A 19,639-nucleotide genomic window follows, 5' to 3' on the forward strand; every position below is an offset into this window, starting at 1 on the left:
CGGATTGGCTGGCACTTTCAATCGATGAGGCAGATTGCCGCTCTTTTCTTGACCTGGGTCAGCTCATCCAATTGTACGTCGACCACACTGATACTCAGTAAGATTCCTCTAACAAATGATCGTTGGTGAACATATGGCGAATCACGGCAAGGGCGTCGGCTCGTGGCTGGTCCTCGGCCTGCCGATTGCCCTCGGACTGTCCTGGATCACTCAAGGCACCGGGGTGGTCGGCAACGACCTCGAGCGCAACATCTGGATTCCCGACGACCTGACCATGCCGCTGCAGGTACAGGCCGCCTACAACGGCGAGAGGATTTTCTTCCGCTACCGCTGGCCCGCCGAGCGCGCCCATGTCTATCACGATATGCTGCGCTACGAAGGGGGCAACTGGGTACGACACGGTGCATCGCGTGTCGGGCCGGACCCGGACGGCACCTACGAGGACCGGGTCACCATGCTGGTAGACGATGGTGGCGTACCTGACTTCGGCCGCTACGGTGGCTATATCACCGTCGGTGACCGGATGCGCTTCTTCACCGACTCGGCGAGTCCGGCCGAGGTAGGCGCCCACCCCCATCTCGGCGAGACGCTCGGCCTGACGGAGGTCCAGAAGCACCTGCCGGAGACTCGCCGCGACGCCGCCGACTGGCGCAGCGTGGTGGATGCCGAGACGCTCGCCGCCCAGCGCGAGGCCGGCTACTTCCTCGACCTCTGGCACTGGCGTGCCGGACGCTCCAACCCCATCGGCGTCTCCGACGACCAGTGGATCGGCGAGGACCGGTTCGGAGACGCCGGCCAGGGCCCCTTCACCACCAACTGGGACGGCGCGACCGGCCAGCCGCGGTGGATGTTCGATCCCGAGAGCACCGGGATCCATGCGCTGCGCTGGGAGGAAGTCCAGGCTGACCAGGTCGACTTCGACGGTATCTACTACCTCTCCCGGGCCATGGCGGTCGAGTTCGATCCCGACCACGATTGGCAGGACGGCGATGTCATTCCCCGGCGGCTGCTCAGCGAAGGGCAGGGCTCACGCAGCGACATCAGCGTACACGGCAACGCCCGCTGGGCCGACGGTCACTGGGACGTGACCCTGGTACGCGACCTGGACACCCGCAACCCGCTGGACGACAAGGCGTTCCGCGAGCAGGGCGTCTACGACATCGGCATCGCCGTACACCGCAATGCCACCGGCAGCCGCTGGCACTACGTCTCGCATCCCCATTCGCTGGGGCTCGGCCGCCATGCCGACATCCAGGCCCAGCGCATCGACGGCGACTCTCCGGACTGGAGCGACGACTGGTTCGAGATGACCCTGTTCTACCCCGGTCAGGTGGACTGGCCGCTGCTGATCAGCCGCGCGCATGCCGGCGCCCCGGACATCGCCGCCGGCAAGCCTGTTCGCCCCCGCCACAGCGAGAAGCAGCTGGCACTCTATGGCGTGGAGATGGAGTTCAACGATGCCATCACCGGCCAGTGGTGGCTGACCCTCTTCGCCGGCCTGCTCGCCATGCTCGGCGTCACCCTCGCCCTGCTGCCCACCTTCCGCCCGCATCGCCGAGGAGACCGCTCATGACCGGTATGCACCATATGCTCGTTCATTTTCCGGAGGCGTTCTGGGCGCTGGCCACCCTGATGATCCTGATCGGCGCCCTGCTGCCCGGTCGCCTGGCCGAACTCAGCCGCGCCGCCCTGCTGCCGGTACTGGTGCTCAGCCTGCTCGGCGCCCTGGCTGCCATCGTCAGCGGCCTGCTGGTCTGGCCGCTGGAGGCCAACCTGGCCAGTCCGATGGTCCGCAACCATATCTTGATGGCGATGTGGTCGCTGGGACTCTATACCATGCTCACCGTGCTGGTATGGCGGGCCGGTGCGGCCGCCTTTGACGGAAGCCGGCGCTGGGTACTGGTGATCCTGGCACTGATCGGTGGATTGCTGTTCGCTACTACCGGTACCTTGGGAGGTCATCTGGCCGGTGCGACGACCCGCTTCTCCGAACTGCTGCGCCTCACCGGCTGGGAGGTTTATACCACCTTCTACAGCCCCATCTGGGTGATCGCCACTATGGTGATGATCGGCCTGGCCTGCGCCATCCTGGGTTATCGTCGCAAGCGGTCGCCCGGAACCGACGACTAAACCAAGCCCACTTCCAAGCGAGCATCTCGGTACAAGGCATCGTAGCGTCATGACATCGTCTTCATTCGTTCATGCCGATGCAACATGGCGCTACCAAGATCGGGCTTCGTCGATCTCTTATTCAGCACGAGGCCACTCATGAACCAGTCGTACAAGCCCGGACACGTCGACCCGATTCTTGCCGCCGGCGACGAGCCGGCGAGCAACGCATCCCGCAACGTGTACTTCGGCGACATCCTCGAGGCACGCATGAGTCGCCGCACGCTGCTGCGCGGTAGCCTGGCGGCGGCGGTCGCCGGTGCCATGGCCACCAGCCTGCCCTTCGGCCGCGCCCTGGCCGCAGGCAATGGCGCACCGTCACCGAGTATCGGCTTCAAGGCGATTCCGGTCGGTACCGGCGACAGCGTGGTAGTGCCGGAGGGCTACCGGGTACAGACCTTCATTCCGTGGGGTACGCCAATCAGCGGTTCCATGCCGGCCTTCTCGCTGCAAGCGAGCGGAGAGGATCAGGCCCACCAGGTAGGCAGCCACCACGACGGCATGCACTTCTTCCCGCTGGATGGCAGTTCCCGCGACGGCCTGCTGGTGCTCAATCACGAATACGTCGAGCCGCGCTTCCTGCATGCCGCGGCCAGTGGCTTGGCGCTCGACTCCGAGGGCTTCCCGCAGCGCGAGGACGGCTCCCGCGATGCCGACCAGGTACGCAAGGAACTCAACGCCCATGGCGTCTCGGTAATTCGCGTGCGCCAGGGCGGCGACGGCCAATGGCAGGTGGTGGAAGATCGTTACAATCGTCGCATCACCGGCCTGACCCCGATGCGCCTGGCCGGCCCCGTGGCCGGCACCGAGCATGTGATGACGAAGTACAGCCCCGACGGCAGCATGATCCGCGGCACCCTCAACAACTGCGCCCATGGCGTCACGCCCTGGAATACCTACCTCGCCGCCGAGGAAAACTGGTCGGGCTACTTCGCCAACGAGGATGCCGAGATCGACCGGCGCCAGGCCCGCTACGGCATCGCCACTCGCGCCGAAGGCCGCTACCAATGGCACCGCGCCGAGGGCGGCGCCGACGAGTTCGTGCGCTTCGATGCCACCTCGCGCGGCGACTCGCCGCGTGACGACTACCGCAACGAGCCCCATGCCTTCGGCTACATGGTGGAGATCGACCCCTTCGATCCCGAGAGCACCCCGGTCAAACGCACCCACCTGGGTCGCTTCGCCCACGAGGGAGTGATCTTCGCTCCCGCGGTGGAAGGCCAACCGGTGGTCTGCTACTCCGGCGACGATGCCCGCTTCGAGTACATCTACAAGTTCGTATCGGCCCGACCCTATCAGGCTGCCAGCGCCGACGGCTCGCTGCTCGATGAAGGCACGCTCTACGTGGCCAGGTTCAACGACGATGGCAGCGGCGAATGGCTGGCCCTGGCGCCGGGCGAGAACGGCCTGACGCCGGAGAACGGCTTCGCTGACCTGGCCGACATCCTGGTCAATGCCCGCAGCGCCGCCGACCACGTCGGGGCGACCAAGATGGACCGTCCCGAGTGGGGCGCGGTCGACCCGGCTACCGGCCAGGTCTACTTCACCCTGACCAACAACACTCGCCGCAGCGAAGAGCAAGTCGACGCCGCCAACCCCCGCGCCGAGAACCACTTCGGTCACATCATTCGCTGGCAGGAAGACGGCACCCATGCCGCCGAGCGCTTCCAGTGGGATATCTTTCTGCTGGCGGGAGACCAGGAGAGTGGCCGCGACCTGAATGGTGAGCCCCTCGACCAGGACGCCATCCTGGCCTCGCCCGACGGGCTGTGGATCGATGCAGACCGCCGCGTGTGGATCCAGACCGACATCAGCGAGTCGGTGATGAACACCGGTATCCATGAGGTGTTCGGCAACAACCAGATGCTGGTGGCCAACCCCGAGACCGGCGAGTTGCGACGCTTCCTCACCGGCCCCATCGGCCAGGAGATAACCGGCGTGGTCACCACACCGGACCAGCGCACCATGTTCGTCAACGTGCAGCACCCCGGCGCCACCACCGAAGCAGAGGCATTTGCCGCGGGCGAACTGACCAGCCACTGGCCGGATGGCGGCAACGCCATCCCGCGCTCGGCCACGCTGGTGATAACGCGCGAGGACGGCGGCATCATCGGCGCCTGATCGTCCTCGCCGCACAACGCCGCTGCCCATGTCAGCGGCGTTTTCTCTTTATCGCATCAGCGCTTTGATGCGCCTATTGCTTTGCTTCGCGTTCTCGCTATTCTTTTCTCGCTCTTCTCTTTCTCATCCCCGTCCTTTCCCGACCCGATATGGCCGCCATACCACATGCCCTTTCTTGCAAATCGTCAATTAATGAGACAAACGACGATTTAATTCTCATGACAGCGAGCTCTCAAGTTGAGAAAATCCTGAAACCGTGCTTCCAAATTATACATTGACCTCAATTATTCTTTGGCCGCCCTTTACTATATACCTATTACTTTTACTTCGAAATGGCTTTCGAGCAGCGTGGACAAGAATCTGTGCTTAGAAGGATTTGTGCACAGACAGTGAGCCGAGGAATACTTCACATTAGATGTTGAACTTGATTCACTCCCTCTTCGAGGCACTTTCCCCACCTGCCCACTCATCGCCACTGAAGACGCAGGCATCGATATTTCCCAGGACCACGGCGCTCGCTCTCTTCGCAGCGCTCTGCCTGCATGCCAGCCCATGGGGCTCGGCATACGCCATCTCAGGCCCCCTGGCCCTCACCCAGTTATCACTTGAGGAACTGGCGGAAACCGAGGTAACCAGCGCGACCTATTTCGCGCAGCAGATGGTCGATGCGCCGTCCGCCGTATCGGTCGTCACCGCCGAGGAAATTCGCCGCTTCGGCTACCGCACCATCGCCGAGATACTCGACAGCATGCGCGGTATCCATATTACGCGGGACCGCGATTACAGCTACTTGGGTGGGCGCGGCTACGGTGCACCGGGTGAGTATGCCGGCCGTATCATGATTCTGATCGACGGCTACTCCGCCGCGGAGAACTACTACAATCAGATCTTCATCGCCGAAGACGGTTATCTCGACACCTCCCTGATCGAAAGGGTCGAATACGCCCCCGGCCCGGGCTCGGCCATCTACGGCAACAACGCCTTTCTCGGCGTGATCAACATCATCACCCGCAAGGGACGGGACTTCGAGGGCTTCGATACCGAGCTGACCACAGGTTCCCATAATGAGCGAGAGGCCCGGGTCACTTGGGGCAACCGATTCGCCAACGGCGCGGAGTGGCTGATCTCGGCCTCACGCCTCACCAGCGACGGCGTGCGCCACTATCATGACGGCGACACCATCGCCAATGCCGACCTGGTTGGCGAACGTCTGTTCCTGAAGGGAAACTACCGGGGATGGTCACTGGAAGCCGCTACCGCGGACAAGTGGCGGAATAGCGCCAATTCGATCTTTGATATGGAATATCGCAACAGGGATCGTAATCGTTTCGTCAATCTCGGCTACGACGCGGACTTGGACCTGAACTGGCGCACGACCACCCGGCTCTACTATGGCGACTATCTGTTCAGCGGTCGAGCGCACTATCCCGATTTTGGCATGACGCAAGACTCTTGGAACAACGGCCGGTGGTATGGCGTCGATAGCAAGCTGATCTACCTCGGGCTCGAGAGGCATCAGATCCTGTTCGGCGGCGAATACCGCGTCGACGAGCAGCAGGATTTCCACACTCGCATCCATGCCGTTTCAAGCAGCGAACTGTGGTATATGAGGGATGCACTCGATAACGGCGACACCCTCAGTCTCTATGGCGAGGACAGGATCGCATTGACTCCCTCGTTGAGCGCCAGCGTCGGCGGACGCTACGACCGCCGTCACTATCGGTCGCTCGACACTACCCAGGATGTTTTCAACCCGCGCCTGGCGCTGATTCACACCCCCTGGGAAGAGCTGTCGCTCAAGCTCTCTTATGGCCAGGCAAGCCGGCTCATCCCAATCCACGAGGTCCGGAGCGAGGTCGATCAGCCATCCAGGGTACGCACCACCGAGCTGGTGGCGGAGCACACCACGGACAACCGCCGCCTGCTCGCCTCTCTGTACCGCTACCGCGTAGACCGGTTGCCGTTGGACTTCCTCGGGGTGGAGTCGCAGACGATCCGGGGCGCCGAGCTGGAATCCGAATGGCAGTGGCCCGGTGCCAGGACGCTTCGGCTCAGCTATGCCTGGCAGCACGCGGAGGACAATCAGGACAGGGAGATGCCCAACGTACCCCGCCATATCGGCAAACTCCAAGTATCGACACCGCTGCTGGGCGAGCGGCTGCGCGCCAGTCTGGCGCTGCGTTACGTCGGCGAACACCGCAGCTTGGCGTACGAACCACTCGATAGTTACACGCTCACCGATCTGACCCTGACTTCATCGGAGCCACTGCCCGGTACGACCCTCACCCTGGGAGTGAGAAACCTGTTCGACACCCGCTATGGCCACGTCTCATATTTCGGCGACGAGAATGGGCTGCTGGCCCAGGACGGCCGCACGGTCTGGCTGCGGCTGGGGTACCGGTTCCCATGAGGTTCGTCGGCCTCCTTCTGGCACTGCTGCTGTGGGCAACCACAGCCTCGGCGCAGTCGTTGGATGAGCGTGCCGTCAAGGCCGCCTATATCTACAACTTCATCCGCTTCACCGAGTGGCCCATCGCGCTGGAGCAGCCCTTCTACCTGTGCATCCTGGGGCGCACCTCGCTGGACAACGAACTGCACCAGTTGGAGGGTCAGCCGGTGCGCCACGGCATCACCATCAGGGTGGTCCACGTCGCCGTTGGCGACGATCTGGCGTTCTGCCATTCGCTCTACTTCGACGAGAACCAGCGCCGACAGATCGATGTGCTGCTGAGACACCTGGGCTCAGCCCCGATCCTGACGATCACCGATGCGCAGGGACTGGCCGACCGTGGTGCAATGATCGAAATGGGTACGCTGCGAAATCGGGTCGCCTTCGAAGTCAACTTATGGGCCGCCCAGCAAGCCGAGATGCACATCAGCGCCCGGCTGCTGAAGCTGGCGCGCCATGTCGCCACCCGATGAGGCGGAACACGATGAAGCAAAGCCGACGATCGATTCGCACGCAGCTGGTCGCTTACGGTGTCAGTCTCACCGCCCTGGCCCTGGCCATCCTCATGCTGGGAACGCTGGCTTACAACACCTGGGACAAGTACCGGGCGCTGAGCGGCGCCATGCATGTCGGGGCCGATGTCATCGGTCGCAACAGCGCCGCCGCCATACTGTTCGGCGATGAAGCGGACGCCGCCGAAGTGCTTTCGTCACTGGCCGCCGCACCCGACATTCTACATGCTACCGTTTTGCTCCCCGACGGCACTCGGCTGGCCGACTACCATTCGCAGGCCGGCCTCGGTTGTCGCCATGGCATCGCGACTGTATCGGTCGTGCCGGAGTCGAGCAGCCTGCAGTTCTCCTGGTGCAGCGTACAGCTCCACAAGCCCATCGTCCTGCACGGGCAACGTATCGGCAGCGTTGCCCTCGAGTACAGCCTGGCGCCGCTGTTTTCCAGCATCCTTTTCGAGCTGCTATTCGGAATTCTCGCCATCCTGTTGACCCTGCTGCTGTCGCTGCTGATCTGGCGGCGCTTCGCCACCCGCATCACCTTGCCGCTGTTCCATCTCTCCAGAGTGACACAGCAGGTAAGCCAGCAGCAGGATTTCAGCCTGCGTGCCGTTGTCGCCTCGAATGACGAAGTCGGCAGGCTGGCCAGCGACTTCAACGGCATGATGGATCAGCTGCAACGGTACGACGTGCGGCTGAAGGAAGAACTCCGTCAACGCCGAGCGGCCGAAGCGCGGCTCAACCAGTTGGCTTATCACGACAGCGTCACGGGTCTTCACAACCGCCATTTCTTCAAGGAGCGGCTGGATGAGGTGATCGACCAGGCCTGCCGGCACGGTGATGGCTGCGCGGTACTGATGATCGATCTCGATGGCTTCAAGAAAATCAACGACACCCTGGGCCACGACATGGGCGACGAGCTCCTGCGCCAGGTGGCTTCCAGGCTCCGGAACGGGGTTCGCGACAGCGACATCGCTTGTCGCTTGGGTGGCGACGAGTTCGCCATCATTGCCAGAGGCGATGCCACGCGAGACCAGATTCAGCAGCTCGCCCAGGGATTGGTCGAATTGATGGCGCCGGCCTACCAACTGCAGGGTAAACGGGTATTCGTCACCGGCAGCATCGGTGCCAGCCTGTGCCCCGAGCATGCCGCGGACAAGGAGCTATTGGTCAAGTACGCGGACATTGCCATGTACCAGGCCAAGGAGAAGGGAAAGAACGGCTACAGTATCTATCGCCCTGAGTCGGCGACCTATCTCGACAACCTGTTCAGAATAGAGAACGACCTGCACGAAGCCCTGGTGTCGAATCAGCTACAGCTGCATTACCAACCCCGATACACAACCGCCGACCGCAAGCTGGTCGGATTCGAAGCGTTATTGCGCTGGGATCATCCCGAACTAGGCCAGATCGCTCCCGCTCAATTCATCCCCGTCGCGGAAAACACCGAACTGATCCTCCCTATCGGCGAGTGGATATTGCAGCAGGCCAGCCAACGACTGGCCGAATGGAAACGCATCGCCCCTGGCCTCAAGCTCAGCCTCAACCTCTCCGGGCAACAGTTGAAACACGATGAGGCTATCGAAGGCCTGGTCTCGATACTGCGCGCCTCTACTCTCTCCCGCGGCGATATCGAACTGGAGCTAACGGAAAGTTCGCTGCTGGAAATCACCGAGGTGATCCGCGTCCGCATGCAACGACTGCTGGAGTCGGGCTTCCTGCTGGCTCTCGACGGATTCAGCGCGGGCTATTCATCGCTCTCCTACCTGCACAGCTTCCCGTTCACCCGGATCAAGATCGCGCGCAGCTTTATCGAGCAACTGAGTCCGGATCCGGGCAGCCAGGCCCTGGTTAGCGCCATGGTCGCCATCGGCGAAACGCTGGGTCTCGACATCACTGCCCAGGGAGTCGAATACGCAGAACAGTTAGACATCCTCGCGACGATCGGCTGTAGCCAGGCACAGGGGCTGTACCTGGGTGAGCCCATGTCAGCCGACGCCACCCGGGAATTGATCGAGCAAGCCTACAACCGGTCGCTCATCAACCCTCGAAGCTAAAGCGCGCCTCCGGCGCCTCGGGCAGCAGCCAGGCGCAGGCGTGCACCTTCTCCAGCAGTTCGGCGTGGCTTTCGGCCACCAGGTTGACGTGGCCGAGCTTGCGCCCGGGGCGCTCGCTCTTGTCGTAGCGGTGCAGATGGGCATCGGTGATGGCGAGTATCGCCGCCGGGTCGCCCTCCTGGCCGATCACGTTGACCATGCAGGTCGGCTTGCGCGCCGAGGTGTCGCCCAGCGGCAGGCCCTGGATGGCGCGCAGGTGGTTCTCGAACTGGCTGGTGACGGCGCCGTCCATGGTCCAGTGGCCTGAGTTGTGTACCCGCGGCGCCATCTCGTTGGCCAGCAGCTTGCCGTCACGGGTCTGGAACAGCTCCAGGGTCAGCACGCCGACGTAGTCGAGTTCGTCGAGCAGCGCGCGGATATAGCCGTCGGCGGTCTGCTGCACCGACTCGTCGAGGTCGGGCATGGGCGCCAGCGAGTAGCGCAGGATGCCGTCGACATGCAGGTTCTCGGCCATGGGATAGAAAGCCACTTCGCCCTCGCGGCCGCGCACGGCGATGATCGACACCTCGCGCACGAAATCGACGAAGGCCTCGACGATCAGCTTCGGATGATTGATCGAACGCCAAGCCTCGGCCGCCTCGCCCGGGTCGCGCAGCACCGCCTGGCCCTTGCCGTCGTAGCCCTCGGTGACCGACTTGGCCACCACCGGCGTGCCTAGCTCGCGGGCAGCCGCTTCCAATGCCTCGGCGCTCTCCACGATTCGGTAGGCGGGAGTGGGAATGCCCAGGCGGTCGAACAGCGCCTTCTCCTCGGCACGGTTCTGGCAGATACGGATCGCCTCGCTCGAGGGATAGACCGGCTTGACCTCCTCGATGGCCTGCACCAGCGCCACGGGCAGGTGCTCGAACTCGTAGGTGACCAGGTCGACCTTGGCCAGGAAGTCGTCGAGCAGGTGATGCTGGTCGGTGTAGATCATGACATCACCGATCCCGGCGCTGGGGTGGCCGGTGGTGTCGAGGAAGGTGAAGCGGTTGGCCAGCGGGTAGCCGGCCAGGGCCAGCATGCGGCCGAGCTGGCCGGCACCGAGTACGCCGATGTTCATGGTTCGCTCCTTCATTCGCTGTCGGGGCGGGGGTCGGGATTGTCGAGCACCGACTGGGTCTGCTCGGCGCGGAACGCCTCCACGGCCGCACGCACCTTGGCATCCTGAAGGCCGACGATCTGCGCCGCCAACAACCCGGCATTGGTCGCCCCGGCCTTGCCGATGGCAAGGGTTCCCACGGCGATGCCGCCCGGCATCTGCACGATGGAGAGCAGCGAGTCCAACCCCTTCAGCGCCTTGGACTCCACCGGTACGCCGAGCACCGGCAGCGCCGTTTGCGAAGCGACCATGCCCGGCAGGTGGGCGGCCCCACCGGCGCCGGCCACGATCACTTGCAGGCCGCGCCCGGCGGCACTCTTGGCGTAGTCGAACAGCAGGTCCGGCGTGCGATGCGCCGACACCACGCGGGTCTCGTAGGGCACGCCCAGGCGTTCGAGCATCGCCACGGCGTGCTCCATGACCGGCCAGTCGGACTTCGACCCCATGATCACGCCTACGCGTGGCTGCTCGTTGGACTGCATGTGTGGCTCCCGGAATGGCGCTGAGAATTCGAAGGGCAGGTATTCTAACGGCGCCCGCAGGCGCCGTCATCTTGACCAGTCGGGCAGCCGACCGTTTCCTGTCGGAAGCGGTCGGCTGCCGTCAGGCGGCTCCGCTTCCTGCCGGGTGAGTTTCACGCCGGCTGGCCAGCCAGTTGGCACCGATGGCAACGATCATCACCGCCACGCCGGCGGCCTCGACCAGGAAGCTCGGGTAGAACACCGCCACGATCGCGCCGGCAATGGCAATGCGCGGCAACCACGACATGCGGGTGAATAGGTAGCCCTCCAGTGCCGCGGCAAAGGCTCCCAAGGCGAGTATGGCAATTACGCCGTTCCAGGCCAGCACGTGCAGCGGACCGCCCATGATGATCTCGGGGTTGAATACCATGAACACCGGGATCAGGTAGAGGCCCTTGGCGAACTTCCACGCTTGCACCCCGGTGGCCATCGGCTTGCTGCCGGCGATAGCCGCTCCGGCGAAGCCCGCCAGCGCTATCGGTGGTGTGACGTTGGAATCCTGCGAATACCAGAACACCACCAGGTGGGCGATCAGCAGCGGGATGCCGAACTCGGCAGTCAGCGCCGGCCCCACCAGCACGATCAGCACGATATAACTAGCGGTTACGGGCAAGCCCATGCCTAGGATCAGGCTGGCCAGCAGCACCATCAGCAGCGCCAGCACGATGTTGCCGCCCGAGAAAGCCATCATCATGGCGGAGAACTTCAGCCCCAGTCCGGTAAGGCCCACCACGCCGACGATGATGCCGGCCACGGCACAGGCCATGGACACCGCCACCGCGTTGCGCGCTCCCAGCTCGAGCCCCTCGATCAGCTTGACGACGCCGGCCCACACCACCCGGCCGGTGCTAGCCAGCGTGACCGGCTGGCCCTGCTGCGGCGCAACGAACAGGAACCAGATGGCATAGCGCAGAGCGGCCACGGCGACCATGGTGATAACCGCATAGAAACCCACCCGCATCGGCGACATGTGCATCGCCAGCAGCCAGACAAGCACCGCCAACGGCAGCAGGAAGTGCCAGCCCTCACGCATCACGTCGCGCATCTGCGGCAGCTCGCTGCGGGGCAGGCCCTGCATGCCCTGCTTCAGGGCGATGATGTGCACGAACAGGTAGACGGTGGCGAAGTACATGATTGCCGGCAGGATGCTGACCTTGACCACGTCGAGATAAGGCGTGTTGGTGTACTCGGCGATCAGGAAGGCACCGGCCCCCATCAGCGGCGGCATGATCTGGCCGCCGGTGGAAGCGGCGGCCTCGATACCGCCGGCCTGGTGCGGCTTGTAGCCCAGGCGCTTCATCAGCGGAATGGTGAAAGCCCCGGTGGTCACCACGTTGGCGATGGCGCTGCCCGAAATCGAGCCCATGCCGGCGGAGGCGATGACCGCCGCCTTGGCCGGACCGCCGCGCTGGCGGCCGGTGGCGGCGTAGGCCATGTCGATGAAGAACTTGCCGGCGCCGGTGCTCTCGAGGAAGGCGCCGAACAGCACGAAGACGAAGATATAGGTGGCCGCTACGCCCAGCGGCAGGCCGAAGATGCCCTCCTGGCCCAGGTAGAGCTGACCCACCACACGATCGATGTTGTAGCCACGGTGTCCGAGGATGCCGGGCAGCCATTCGCCCAGCCAGGGCAGCTCGCCACGCGGTCCGGCGAAGGCATAGACGATCGCCAGCGCACCGATAATGGTCATGCCCAGCCCCACCGCGCGACGGCTGGCTTCCAGCACCGTGATGGTGGCAATGCAGCCGACGATGATATCGGTCTGGCTCCAGAACCCGGCGCGACGGATGATCTCGTCCAGGTAGAGCACCAGGTAGCCGCCGGTGATCAGCGCACCGGCGAAGAAGATCGCATCGATGGCCCAGCCCAGCACACCGCGTCTGCGATTGGGACCGAAGACGGGAAAGATCAGAAATGCCAGCATCATGATCAGCATCAGGTGGATGCTGCGCTGATAGAACAGGCCCAGCGGCTGGATGCCCGCCGAGTAGAGCTGGAATAGCGACAGACCGACGGCGACCAGGGTGATCAACCACAGGATTGGTCGGGGCTGGATGGCATTGCCACCGGGTACGGTGACAGGAGGGTTGGCAGATTCGCTCATGCGCGCCTCTCAGGGGGTGGAATCAGGGGTGCGCAGGTGGATCGTCACCCGCTCGCCGGCCGCCAGTTCGCTCAGGCTGGTCCGACGTCCCTCATGCAGCAGTCTATGGTCGACCCTGGCGGAGCCGACCCGTAGTCGATAGCGGTTGCCGGGCACCGGCTCGTCGATATCCTCGATCCAATAGCCGCCCTGACCGTCCGAAACCTGGCGGCCCCGCCCCGGTACGTGGCCGAGGCCAGCGGCAAAATCCGGCTGGTGGCTGCGCTCCAGCACCATCTTCCCTTGGTCGTGGCGATAGCAATCCTGCACACGAATGCCCGTTACGGAGTGATTCCACTCCAGGCACCAGCGTTCGCCCTCCGGCATCGGCAGCGTCACCAGCACATTGCCGTGATCGTCGAGCACTTCCAGGCGCGAAGTATCGGCCCAGGCCGTGACACAGTACAGGGCCAACACGCAGAAAGTCGCCGGCCCAAGGGCACGGCGACTCCTGCGCAGGTTCGAGGCAAGCATCATGGATGCCTGACAGGGCGAACCTTACGGACGCTGGTGGTCGGCCACTTCGGCACCCACTTCCTCATAGTAGCGCAGCGCGCCGTCGTGGAAGGGAACCGGAGTGGAGTCGATGCTGAACTCGACGGTGGTGTCGTTGGCCGCCGGATGCACCGCGATCAGCTCGTCGGTACGCTCGAACAGCAGCTTGGTCAGCTCGTAGGCCAGCTCTTCGTCCATATCGGCGTTGACGACCAGCACGTTGGGGATGCTGATGGTCCGCACCGCCTCGTCCATGCCTTCGTACATGCCGGCGCGCAGCTCGTATGGCGCGAAGACCGGCTCGGCCTCGCGGGCGTTCTCGATCTCTTCATCGGAGAAGCCGATCAGGCGAATGTCGCGCGTGGCAGCCAGGTTGAGGATCGAGCTGGTGGGCGGTCCCACGCTCCAGAAGCCCGCGTCGATGTCACCGTCGCGGATGGCGTCGGCGGTCTCGTTGAAGTTCAGGCGTTGCGGCGTGAAATCGTCATAGGTGATGCCGTTGGCCTCCAACAGGGCACGCGCGTTGAGCTCGGTGCCGCTGCCCGGCGCGCCGACGGAGACGCGCTTGCCCTTGAGATCCTCAAGCGACTGGATGTCGGAATCGGCCAGGGTGACAAGCTGCACCGCGTTGGGATAGACCGACGCCAGGGCGCGGGTGTTCTCGATCTGGCGACCTTCGAAGTCGCCGGAGCCGCTGTAGGCCTGGTAGGCGGTATCGGCCAGCACCAGCGCCAGGTCGGCGTCACCGCGCATGATCAGGCCCATGTTCTCCACCGAGGCGCCGGTGACCTCCGCCGTGGCGCTGGCTCCCTCGATGTGGTTGTTGATCATCTCGGCAAGACCGCCGCCGATCGGATAGTAGACGCCGCCGGTGCCGCCAGTGGCGATCGAGAGCTGCTGGGCAGCGGCCAGGGGGGCCGTGGCCATCAGCGAAGCGGCCGCGACATATTTGAGAGCGCGCATGAGTCTCCTCCGTCCTGAAACCGGATCGTTTATGGTTGTTCCTGGAACGCACCGGGGAAACCGGTCGTTTACCTGACAAAAGCTAGCACGCCCCTGCACTGAGAGGCTAATCGATAGTTTCTACGTTCTGAAGGATTTTCGGCAATCCCACCAAGGTCGGTTTAGCCCGACAGGCCGTCGGGGCGTGCACTGAGCAGCATGCGTCGCAGCGTCACGAAAAAGTCGCGAATCGGCACTGGCAAAATTGCCGAAATGCCCCCATGATGTGGTTGTCGCAACCGCCCACTGGAGAATCATGAGTACGGCACGACACACTTCCAACGCGGAACCTCTCGACCCCCGCGAAGTTGCCCTGACCTCGATGTCAGGGATTTGGAAAAGCGCACACGCCTGATGCGCATCGTTACACGGCTCATCGCCGTATCCGACCTCGGCTGCCGCGAGATCGCTCGCCGCGCCGGACTTCCGGCACAGAAGATCAGCGATCTGCTGGCCGGCCGCCTCGAGCATCTCTCGCTCGATGAGCTACGCCTCGTCTATCACACCATCGATCCGGAAGGCGCCTTGAACTACTAGGGCCGCCGGGTTCCCGTTGTGATTGGCTCAGACACATCGACGCCTCGTCCAAGGACGAGGCGTCGTTTTGACGCCGCCAGAGAAAACGGCGGCACTCAGTTCTCACGCTGCTCGAATGCCTCGGCGGCCTGAATGGCCTCCCTCTGAGTCTCGTGCTCGGAGACGACCACCTCGTTGTCGGGATCCGATTCGTCGACTACGTTCCAGCCGATTACCGTCTGGTTGAGGTCGCTCGCCTCGTAGATGGGTTCCACCCGCGCCTGCTTGTTGCTCGCCTTTTTCATAGGACCTCCCTGAGCGTTGCGATTGGACTCGTCTCGCACGGTGCGGCACCCCGCATCCGTACTCGATCAAGCTAGCCAAGCTCTGCCGGAAAGCCAAACGGGGCCTCCTGGCACTTGGTTCTTGGCTCATGGCTCATGGCTCATGGCTCCTTGGGCAGGTCCGTGACCGCCCCGGTCGAGGCCGAGCTGACCGTGCGCGCATACTTGGCCAGTACGCCGCGAGTGTAGCGCGGCTCGGGCTGTCGCCAAGCCGCACGGCGGCGGGCAAGCTCTCCCTCATCGACATGCAGCTCGATGGTATCGGCCTCGGCGTCGATGGTGATGGCGTCGCCATCCTCCACCAGCGCCAGCGGGCCGCCATCGAAGGCTTCGGGCGAGACATGTCCCACTACGAAGCCGTGGCTGCCGCCGGAGAAGCGCCCATCGGTGATCAGCGCCACCGAATTGCCCAGGCCGCGGCCCATGATCGCCGAAGTCGGCGTGAGCATCTCACGCATCCCCGGGCCACCCCTGGGGCCCTCGTAGCGGATCACCACCACGTCGCCTGCAGCTACGGTGCCGTCGTCGATGCGCGCCTGGGCCTCCTCCTCCGAGCCGAATACCCGGGCACTGCCGGAAAACCGGGTGCCCTCCTTGCCGCTGATCTTGGCCACCGCTCCTTGGGGCGCCAGGTTACCGTAGAGGATGCGCAGGTGGCTCTCCTCCTTCAGCGGGGCATCCAGCGGTGCGACGATCTGCTGACCCTCGGGGTAGGGTTCGACTCCGGCCAGGTTCTCGGCCAGCGTGCGCCCCGTCACCGTGAGACAATCGCCGTGCAGCATGCCAGCCTCGAGCAGAGTCTTCATCAACGGCTGGATGCCACCGATCTCGACCAGCTCGCTCATCATGTAGCGCCCGCTGGGGCGCAGGTCGGCCAGCACCGGCACGCGGCGGCCAATCGCGGTGAAATCGGCAAGCGACAGCGGCACGCCCACGGCACTGGCCATGGCGATCAGGTGCAGCACCGCATTGGTGGAGCCGCCCAAGGCAATGACCACGGTGATGGCGTTCTCGAACGCCTGGCGAGTCATGATGTCGGAGGGCTTGAGGTCGCGCTCGAGCAGTTCGAGCACGGCGGCACCGGCCGCCTCGCAATCGGCGCGCTTGGCCTGGGACACCGCCTCCTGCGCCGAGCTGCCGGGCAGGCTCATGCCCAGCGCCTCGATCGCCGAGGCCATGGTATTGGCGGTGTACATGCCACCGCAGGAGCCGGGACCGGGAATTGCCGTTTCCTCGATCTGCTTCAGCTCGATCCGGTCGATGTCGCCGCGGCCGTGGGCGCCCATGGCCTCGAATACCGAGACGATGTCGGTGCGGTTGGCACCGGGCCGAATGGTGCCGCCATAGACGAACACACTGGGGCGATTCAAGCGCGCCAGGCCGATCAGGCAACCCGGCATGTTCTTGTCGCAGCCGCCGATGGCCACCAGCCCATCGAAGCCCTCGCAACCAGCCACGGTCTCGATGGAATCGGCGATCACCTCGCGCGAGACCAGCGAGTACTTCATTCCCTCGGTGCCGTTGGCAATGCCGTCGGAGATGGTGATGGTGTTGAAGATCACGCCCTTGCCACCGGCCGCATCGGCGCCGTCGCGGGCTCGCTCGGCCAGCTCATGAATGTGGCTGTTGCACGGTGTGACCATGCTCCAGGTCGAGGCGATGCCCACCTGGGGCTTGCTGAAGTCCTCGTCGGAAAAGCCCACCGCGCGCAGCATGGCACGGCTGGCAGACTTGCCGACACCATCCACCACCGGGGCGGAGTGGCGACGGCGCGGGTCCGGGGTATCGCTCATGGGGCGCTCTCCGTTTCGGTTACGCACCCCTGAGGTTGGTCGTTATGGCGCCTTCTGGCAAATGCTCAGACGGTGCGCGGCATGGCGCGGGGCTTGAGCCAGGCGATCGTCAGGCTGACCAGAGTCGAAGCCACCAGTGCCCCGAGGAAGGGCGGCAGCGTGGGAATGCTATCGGGAAAGCTCGCCGCCAACACACCCGCCGCAGCGCTGCCGTATGCCACCCAGCCCGGCAGAATCGCGCCGAGCATGCCCGCCACGCCTCCCGCCACTGCCGCCAGCGGCGTCATACGCTGCCACAGTCCCAGCAGCACCGGCACCACGATGGCGGCACACAGCAGATCGGCGATCAGGAACAGCCGCAGCACCGAGAGCCCTTGCAGCGCCACGATCACCACCGGCACCATCAGCACCACGGTGACCAGCCGCGCCGCACCGATGGATAACCCTCGCCTGCCCGACCCCGCCACCGCCAGCGAAGCAATACCGTTCTGCAGGGTATCGACGCTGGAGGCGACCAGAGTGACCGCCAGTACCAGGGCCGGCAACGCCAGCCAACCCGGCGCTTCGGCCAACAGGGCAAAGAAGGGAATCGGCGGCTCGCCGAGCGACACGCCACTCATCGCCGCCAACATGCCAAGCCCACCCACCAGGGCGACCACCGCCACGGTGGTCGCCCCGCCCAGCCAGGCACCGCGGTTGAGGGCACGCTCGTCGCGAGCCGCCCAGACCCGCTGCCAGTAACCTTGATGGAACAGGTTGGCCGCGGTCACGGCGATGATCAGCGTCAGCGCCACGCCCAGCGCGCTGCCGACGGGAATGGCCGGCAAGGCCGCCTGGACAGGCATTTCGGGCAGGCGTACGAGCGCCACGCCGCCCACCACCAGCAACAACACGATCAGCAGCCAGGCCTGCCAGCGATCCGTGGCCAGGCTCGCACGCAGCCCACCGATGGCGGTATAGAGCAGCGTGGTCACGGCCACGCCGATCACCACCAGCGCGGGGGGCACGTCGGAAAGCAGCGCGGTGATCGCCCCGATGGCGGTCAGTTCGGCGGCAAGAAAGCAGGCCATGTAGAGAATCGAGATCAGCGATACCCAGCGGCGCACGCCGGCGCCGTAGCACGCCTCGGCGAACTCGCCGATGCTGCGCCCTTCAGGCAGGTGGCGACGAATCGCGGGGCCGTAGAGCCCCAGCACGATGAACGGCAGCGCTGAACCGATGGCGTAGCCCGCCAGCGCCACCGGGCCGACGAAGGCACCGATCTCCGGCGGCGCGAAGAGGATCCATGCTCCCATCCCAGAAGCCAGGAACGACAACCCCAAGGTCGAGGCAGACTGGGAATTGCGGGCGGTGACGTAGTCGTCGAGGGGGCCGTCGGCCCGGCGAGCCCGCAGGCCCAGTAGCGCAAAGCATAGCAGCGCCGCGCCGAGTACGGCAGACGTCAGGTATGACATGTCGCACTTCCTCCGCCGGCATGAACCGGATCAGGTTCCAGGGTCAGCGTAGGCGCTCTCTCAGCCTCGCCGCAGCGAGACTCCCCTGGCGACAGTGAATGAATTTTTCTTCGCAAGGCTCAAGCTGGCCCCATACGGGCCGATATGACCTCGAGCCCCTGGAATGATATAACTGATATAACAGCGAAAAAACCAGACACTCCTCCCCGCAGGGAACCTGTCATGCCATTCAGCGAAGCCAAGGAACACGCCCCAGGGCGCCTTCATCACATCTTTGCCGACCCCTACTCCGCTTTCGACAACCTGGCCGTCGAGCGCCAGTTGCACCTGCGGGTCGCACTGCAGGCGCTGGTCTGCGAGCCATTGGCTGGCGGCCATCTGACGCTGCGCGTCATCCATGGCTGGGAGAACGGAGGCTTCGACCCGGCCGACCTGGCCCATAGCGACAAGCGCATTGCCTCACTCGACGAACTCGATCGGGTGCGCCTGCACTTCCAGCAGGCCTTCGAGAAAGCCGCCCCATTACCGCATGACGAGACGTCGTTGCTGGCCGGGCCGCTGGCCGAGGCCATCGCTGCCGCCGAGGCCAAAGGGCAGGTGCTCGACGAAGAGACGCGCACCATTCCCGCCCGCTGGCCCGCCTTCGAGCGTGGCCTTTCGCTGTACACCTTCTTCAAGGTCTATCACCGCCTGACTTACGGCGAGGACGACAGCTACCGCTCGATCCACTGCCAAACACCGGATGGCGCTCGCGAGATTCACGAGTTCCATCTCGAGGAGGGCGAGTTCGCCGTGGTGTGCCCCGCCGAGGGCGCATCCGGTGACAGCGTACTCGTTCTACACGTCAGCCAGCTCGAGCCGGTACTGATGCTGTTGGAGGCGTGCCGCCACCTGGCCCCTACACGCTGAGCCCTCGCTTCTCTTC

General features: G+C 64.4%; 16 protein-coding genes and 1 riboswitch. Of the genes, 8 read left to right on the top strand and 8 right to left on the bottom strand.

The window, feature by feature from the left end; all coding sequences use genetic code 11:
- Window positions 1–133: 133 nt before the first annotated feature.
- From EKK97_RS18900 to EKK97_RS18925, 6 genes are all read left to right on the top strand, one after another.
- Entirely contained in the window at window positions 134–1,573 is a 1,440-nt protein-coding gene (locus EKK97_RS18900; protein WP_159554281.1) for an ethylbenzene dehydrogenase-related protein, read from the top strand.
- Window positions 1,570–2,130 carry a DUF2231 domain-containing protein gene (locus EKK97_RS18905; protein ID WP_159554283.1) on the top strand — a complete coding sequence of 187 codons (561 nt, stop codon included), beginning with the start codon at window positions 1,570–1,572 and terminating at the stop codon, window positions 2,128–2,130. Before EKK97_RS18900 ends, EKK97_RS18905 begins: the two co-directional genes overlap by 4 nt.
- Before the next feature lie 138 nt (window positions 2,131–2,268).
- Complete coding sequence (locus EKK97_RS18910; RefSeq protein WP_159554285.1) at window positions 2,269–4,290, top strand: PhoX family protein; 2,022 nt, start codon at window positions 2,269–2,271, stop codon at window positions 4,288–4,290.
- 415 nt (window positions 4,291–4,705) lie between these two features.
- Entirely contained in the window at window positions 4,706–6,700 is a 1,995-nt protein-coding gene (locus tag EKK97_RS18915; RefSeq protein ID WP_159554287.1) for a TonB-dependent receptor plug domain-containing protein, read from the top strand.
- Window positions 6,697–7,212 (top strand): YfiR family protein, encoded by a 516-nt coding sequence (locus EKK97_RS18920; protein ID WP_159554289.1) that lies wholly within the window; start codon window positions 6,697–6,699, stop codon window positions 7,210–7,212. The genes EKK97_RS18915 and EKK97_RS18920 overlap by 4 nt, the downstream gene beginning before the upstream one ends.
- A gap of 11 nt (window positions 7,213–7,223) precedes the next feature.
- On the top strand, window positions 7,224–9,305 hold the full coding sequence (locus tag EKK97_RS18925) for a putative bifunctional diguanylate cyclase/phosphodiesterase (protein WP_159554291.1): 2,082 nt from the start codon (window positions 7,224–7,226) through the stop codon (window positions 9,303–9,305).
- On the opposite strand, the gene EKK97_RS18930 is transcribed toward EKK97_RS18925, so the two are convergent.
- The 5 genes from EKK97_RS18930 to EKK97_RS18950 form a co-directional block, all read right to left on the bottom strand.
- Window positions 9,289–10,407, bottom strand: a complete 1,119-nt coding sequence (locus EKK97_RS18930) for a 5-(carboxyamino)imidazole ribonucleotide synthase (protein ID WP_159554293.1) — start codon at window positions 10,405–10,407, stop codon at window positions 9,289–9,291. The genes EKK97_RS18925 and EKK97_RS18930 overlap by 17 nt on opposite strands.
- Window positions 10,408–10,418: 11 nt before the next feature.
- Window positions 10,419–10,928, bottom strand: coding sequence for a 5-(carboxyamino)imidazole ribonucleotide mutase (gene purE, locus EKK97_RS18935; RefSeq protein ID WP_159554295.1), 510 nt, complete (start codon window positions 10,926–10,928; stop codon window positions 10,419–10,421).
- A 121-nt stretch (window positions 10,929–11,049) separates the two neighbouring features.
- On the bottom strand, window positions 11,050–13,071 hold the full coding sequence (locus tag EKK97_RS18940) for a TRAP transporter permease (RefSeq protein WP_159554297.1): 2,022 nt from the start codon (window positions 13,069–13,071) through the stop codon (window positions 11,050–11,052).
- Window positions 13,072–13,080: 9 nt separating this feature from the next.
- Window positions 13,081–13,527, bottom strand: coding sequence for a DUF1850 domain-containing protein (locus EKK97_RS18945; protein ID WP_159554299.1), 447 nt, complete (start codon window positions 13,525–13,527; stop codon window positions 13,081–13,083).
- 81 nt (window positions 13,528–13,608) lie between these two features.
- On the bottom strand, window positions 13,609–14,568 hold the full coding sequence (locus EKK97_RS18950) for a TAXI family TRAP transporter solute-binding subunit (protein WP_159554301.1): 960 nt from the start codon (window positions 14,566–14,568) through the stop codon (window positions 13,609–13,611).
- A gap of 393 nt (window positions 14,569–14,961) precedes the next feature.
- Between EKK97_RS18950 and EKK97_RS25035 the strand changes: the two genes are divergently transcribed.
- Entirely contained in the window at window positions 14,962–15,144 is a 183-nt protein-coding gene (locus EKK97_RS25035; RefSeq protein ID WP_236551288.1) for a helix-turn-helix domain-containing protein, read from the top strand.
- Between the two features lie 95 nt (window positions 15,145–15,239).
- On the opposite strand, the gene EKK97_RS18960 is transcribed toward EKK97_RS25035, so the two are convergent.
- The 3 genes from EKK97_RS18960 to EKK97_RS18970 form a co-directional block, all read right to left on the bottom strand.
- Window positions 15,240–15,428 carry a hypothetical protein gene (locus tag EKK97_RS18960; RefSeq protein ID WP_159554303.1) on the bottom strand — a complete coding sequence of 63 codons (189 nt, stop codon included), beginning with the start codon at window positions 15,426–15,428 and terminating at the stop codon, window positions 15,240–15,242.
- A 140-nt stretch (window positions 15,429–15,568) separates the two neighbouring features.
- Window positions 15,569–17,260 carry a dihydroxy-acid dehydratase gene (ilvD, locus tag EKK97_RS18965; protein WP_159554305.1) on the bottom strand — a complete coding sequence of 564 codons (1,692 nt, stop codon included), beginning with the start codon at window positions 17,258–17,260 and terminating at the stop codon, window positions 15,569–15,571.
- Window positions 17,261–17,325: 65 nt separating this feature from the next.
- A complete protein-coding gene (locus EKK97_RS18970) occupies window positions 17,326–18,714 on the bottom strand; it encodes a sodium:solute symporter family transporter (RefSeq protein WP_159554307.1) in 1,389 nt (462 codons plus the stop codon).
- Window positions 18,704–18,811, bottom strand: a riboswitch (TPP riboswitch). (Overlaps the previous gene by 11 nt.)
- A gap of 125 nt (window positions 18,812–18,936) precedes the next feature.
- Here EKK97_RS18970 and EKK97_RS18975 point away from each other — a divergent pair.
- Complete coding sequence (locus EKK97_RS18975; protein ID WP_159554309.1) at window positions 18,937–19,623, top strand: hypothetical protein; 687 nt, start codon at window positions 18,937–18,939, stop codon at window positions 19,621–19,623.
- Window positions 19,624–19,639: the final 16 nt, after the last annotated feature.

It is taken from the genome of Billgrantia tianxiuensis (genome assembly GCF_009834345.1).
Lineage (GTDB): Bacteria > Pseudomonadota > Gammaproteobacteria > Pseudomonadales > Halomonadaceae > Halomonas > Halomonas tianxiuensis.

Bases quoted from the DNA above. Each gene is read 5' to 3' on its own strand.
- EKK97_RS18905 (WP_159554283.1), top strand. From the start codon at position 1,570: ATGACCGGTATGCACCATATGCTCGTTCATTTTCCGGAGGCGTTCTGG.
- EKK97_RS18930 (WP_159554293.1), bottom strand. From the start codon at position 10,407: ATGAACATCGGCGTACTCGGTGCCGGCCAGCTCGGCCGCATGCTGGCC.
- ilvD (WP_159554305.1), bottom strand. From the start codon at position 17,260: ATGAGCGATACCCCGGACCCGCGCCGTCGCCACTCCGCCCCGGTGGTG.
- EKK97_RS18925 (WP_159554291.1), top strand. From the start codon at position 7,224: ATGAAGCAAAGCCGACGATCGATTCGCACGCAGCTGGTCGCTTACGGT.
- EKK97_RS25035 (WP_236551288.1), top strand. From the start codon at position 14,962: ATGCGCATCGTTACACGGCTCATCGCCGTATCCGACCTCGGCTGCCGC.
- EKK97_RS18900 (WP_159554281.1), top strand. From the start codon at position 134: ATGGCGAATCACGGCAAGGGCGTCGGCTCGTGGCTGGTCCTCGGCCTG.
- EKK97_RS18915 (WP_159554287.1), top strand. From the start codon at position 4,706: ATGTTGAACTTGATTCACTCCCTCTTCGAGGCACTTTCCCCACCTGCC.
- EKK97_RS18970 (WP_159554307.1), bottom strand. From the start codon at position 18,714: ATGTCATACCTGACGTCTGCCGTACTCGGCGCGGCGCTGCTATGCTTT.
- purE (WP_159554295.1), bottom strand. From the start codon at position 10,928: ATGCAGTCCAACGAGCAGCCACGCGTAGGCGTGATCATGGGGTCGAAG.
- EKK97_RS18910 (WP_159554285.1), top strand. From the start codon at position 2,269: ATGAACCAGTCGTACAAGCCCGGACACGTCGACCCGATTCTTGCCGCC.
- EKK97_RS18975 (WP_159554309.1), top strand. From the start codon at position 18,937: ATGCCATTCAGCGAAGCCAAGGAACACGCCCCAGGGCGCCTTCATCAC.
- EKK97_RS18940 (WP_159554297.1), bottom strand. From the start codon at position 13,071: ATGAGCGAATCTGCCAACCCTCCTGTCACCGTACCCGGTGGCAATGCC.
- EKK97_RS18950 (WP_159554301.1), bottom strand. From the start codon at position 14,568: ATGCGCGCTCTCAAATATGTCGCGGCCGCTTCGCTGATGGCCACGGCC.
- EKK97_RS18960 (WP_159554303.1), bottom strand. From the start codon at position 15,428: ATGAAAAAGGCGAGCAACAAGCAGGCGCGGGTGGAACCCATCTACGAG.
- EKK97_RS18920 (WP_159554289.1), top strand. From the start codon at position 6,697: ATGAGGTTCGTCGGCCTCCTTCTGGCACTGCTGCTGTGGGCAACCACA.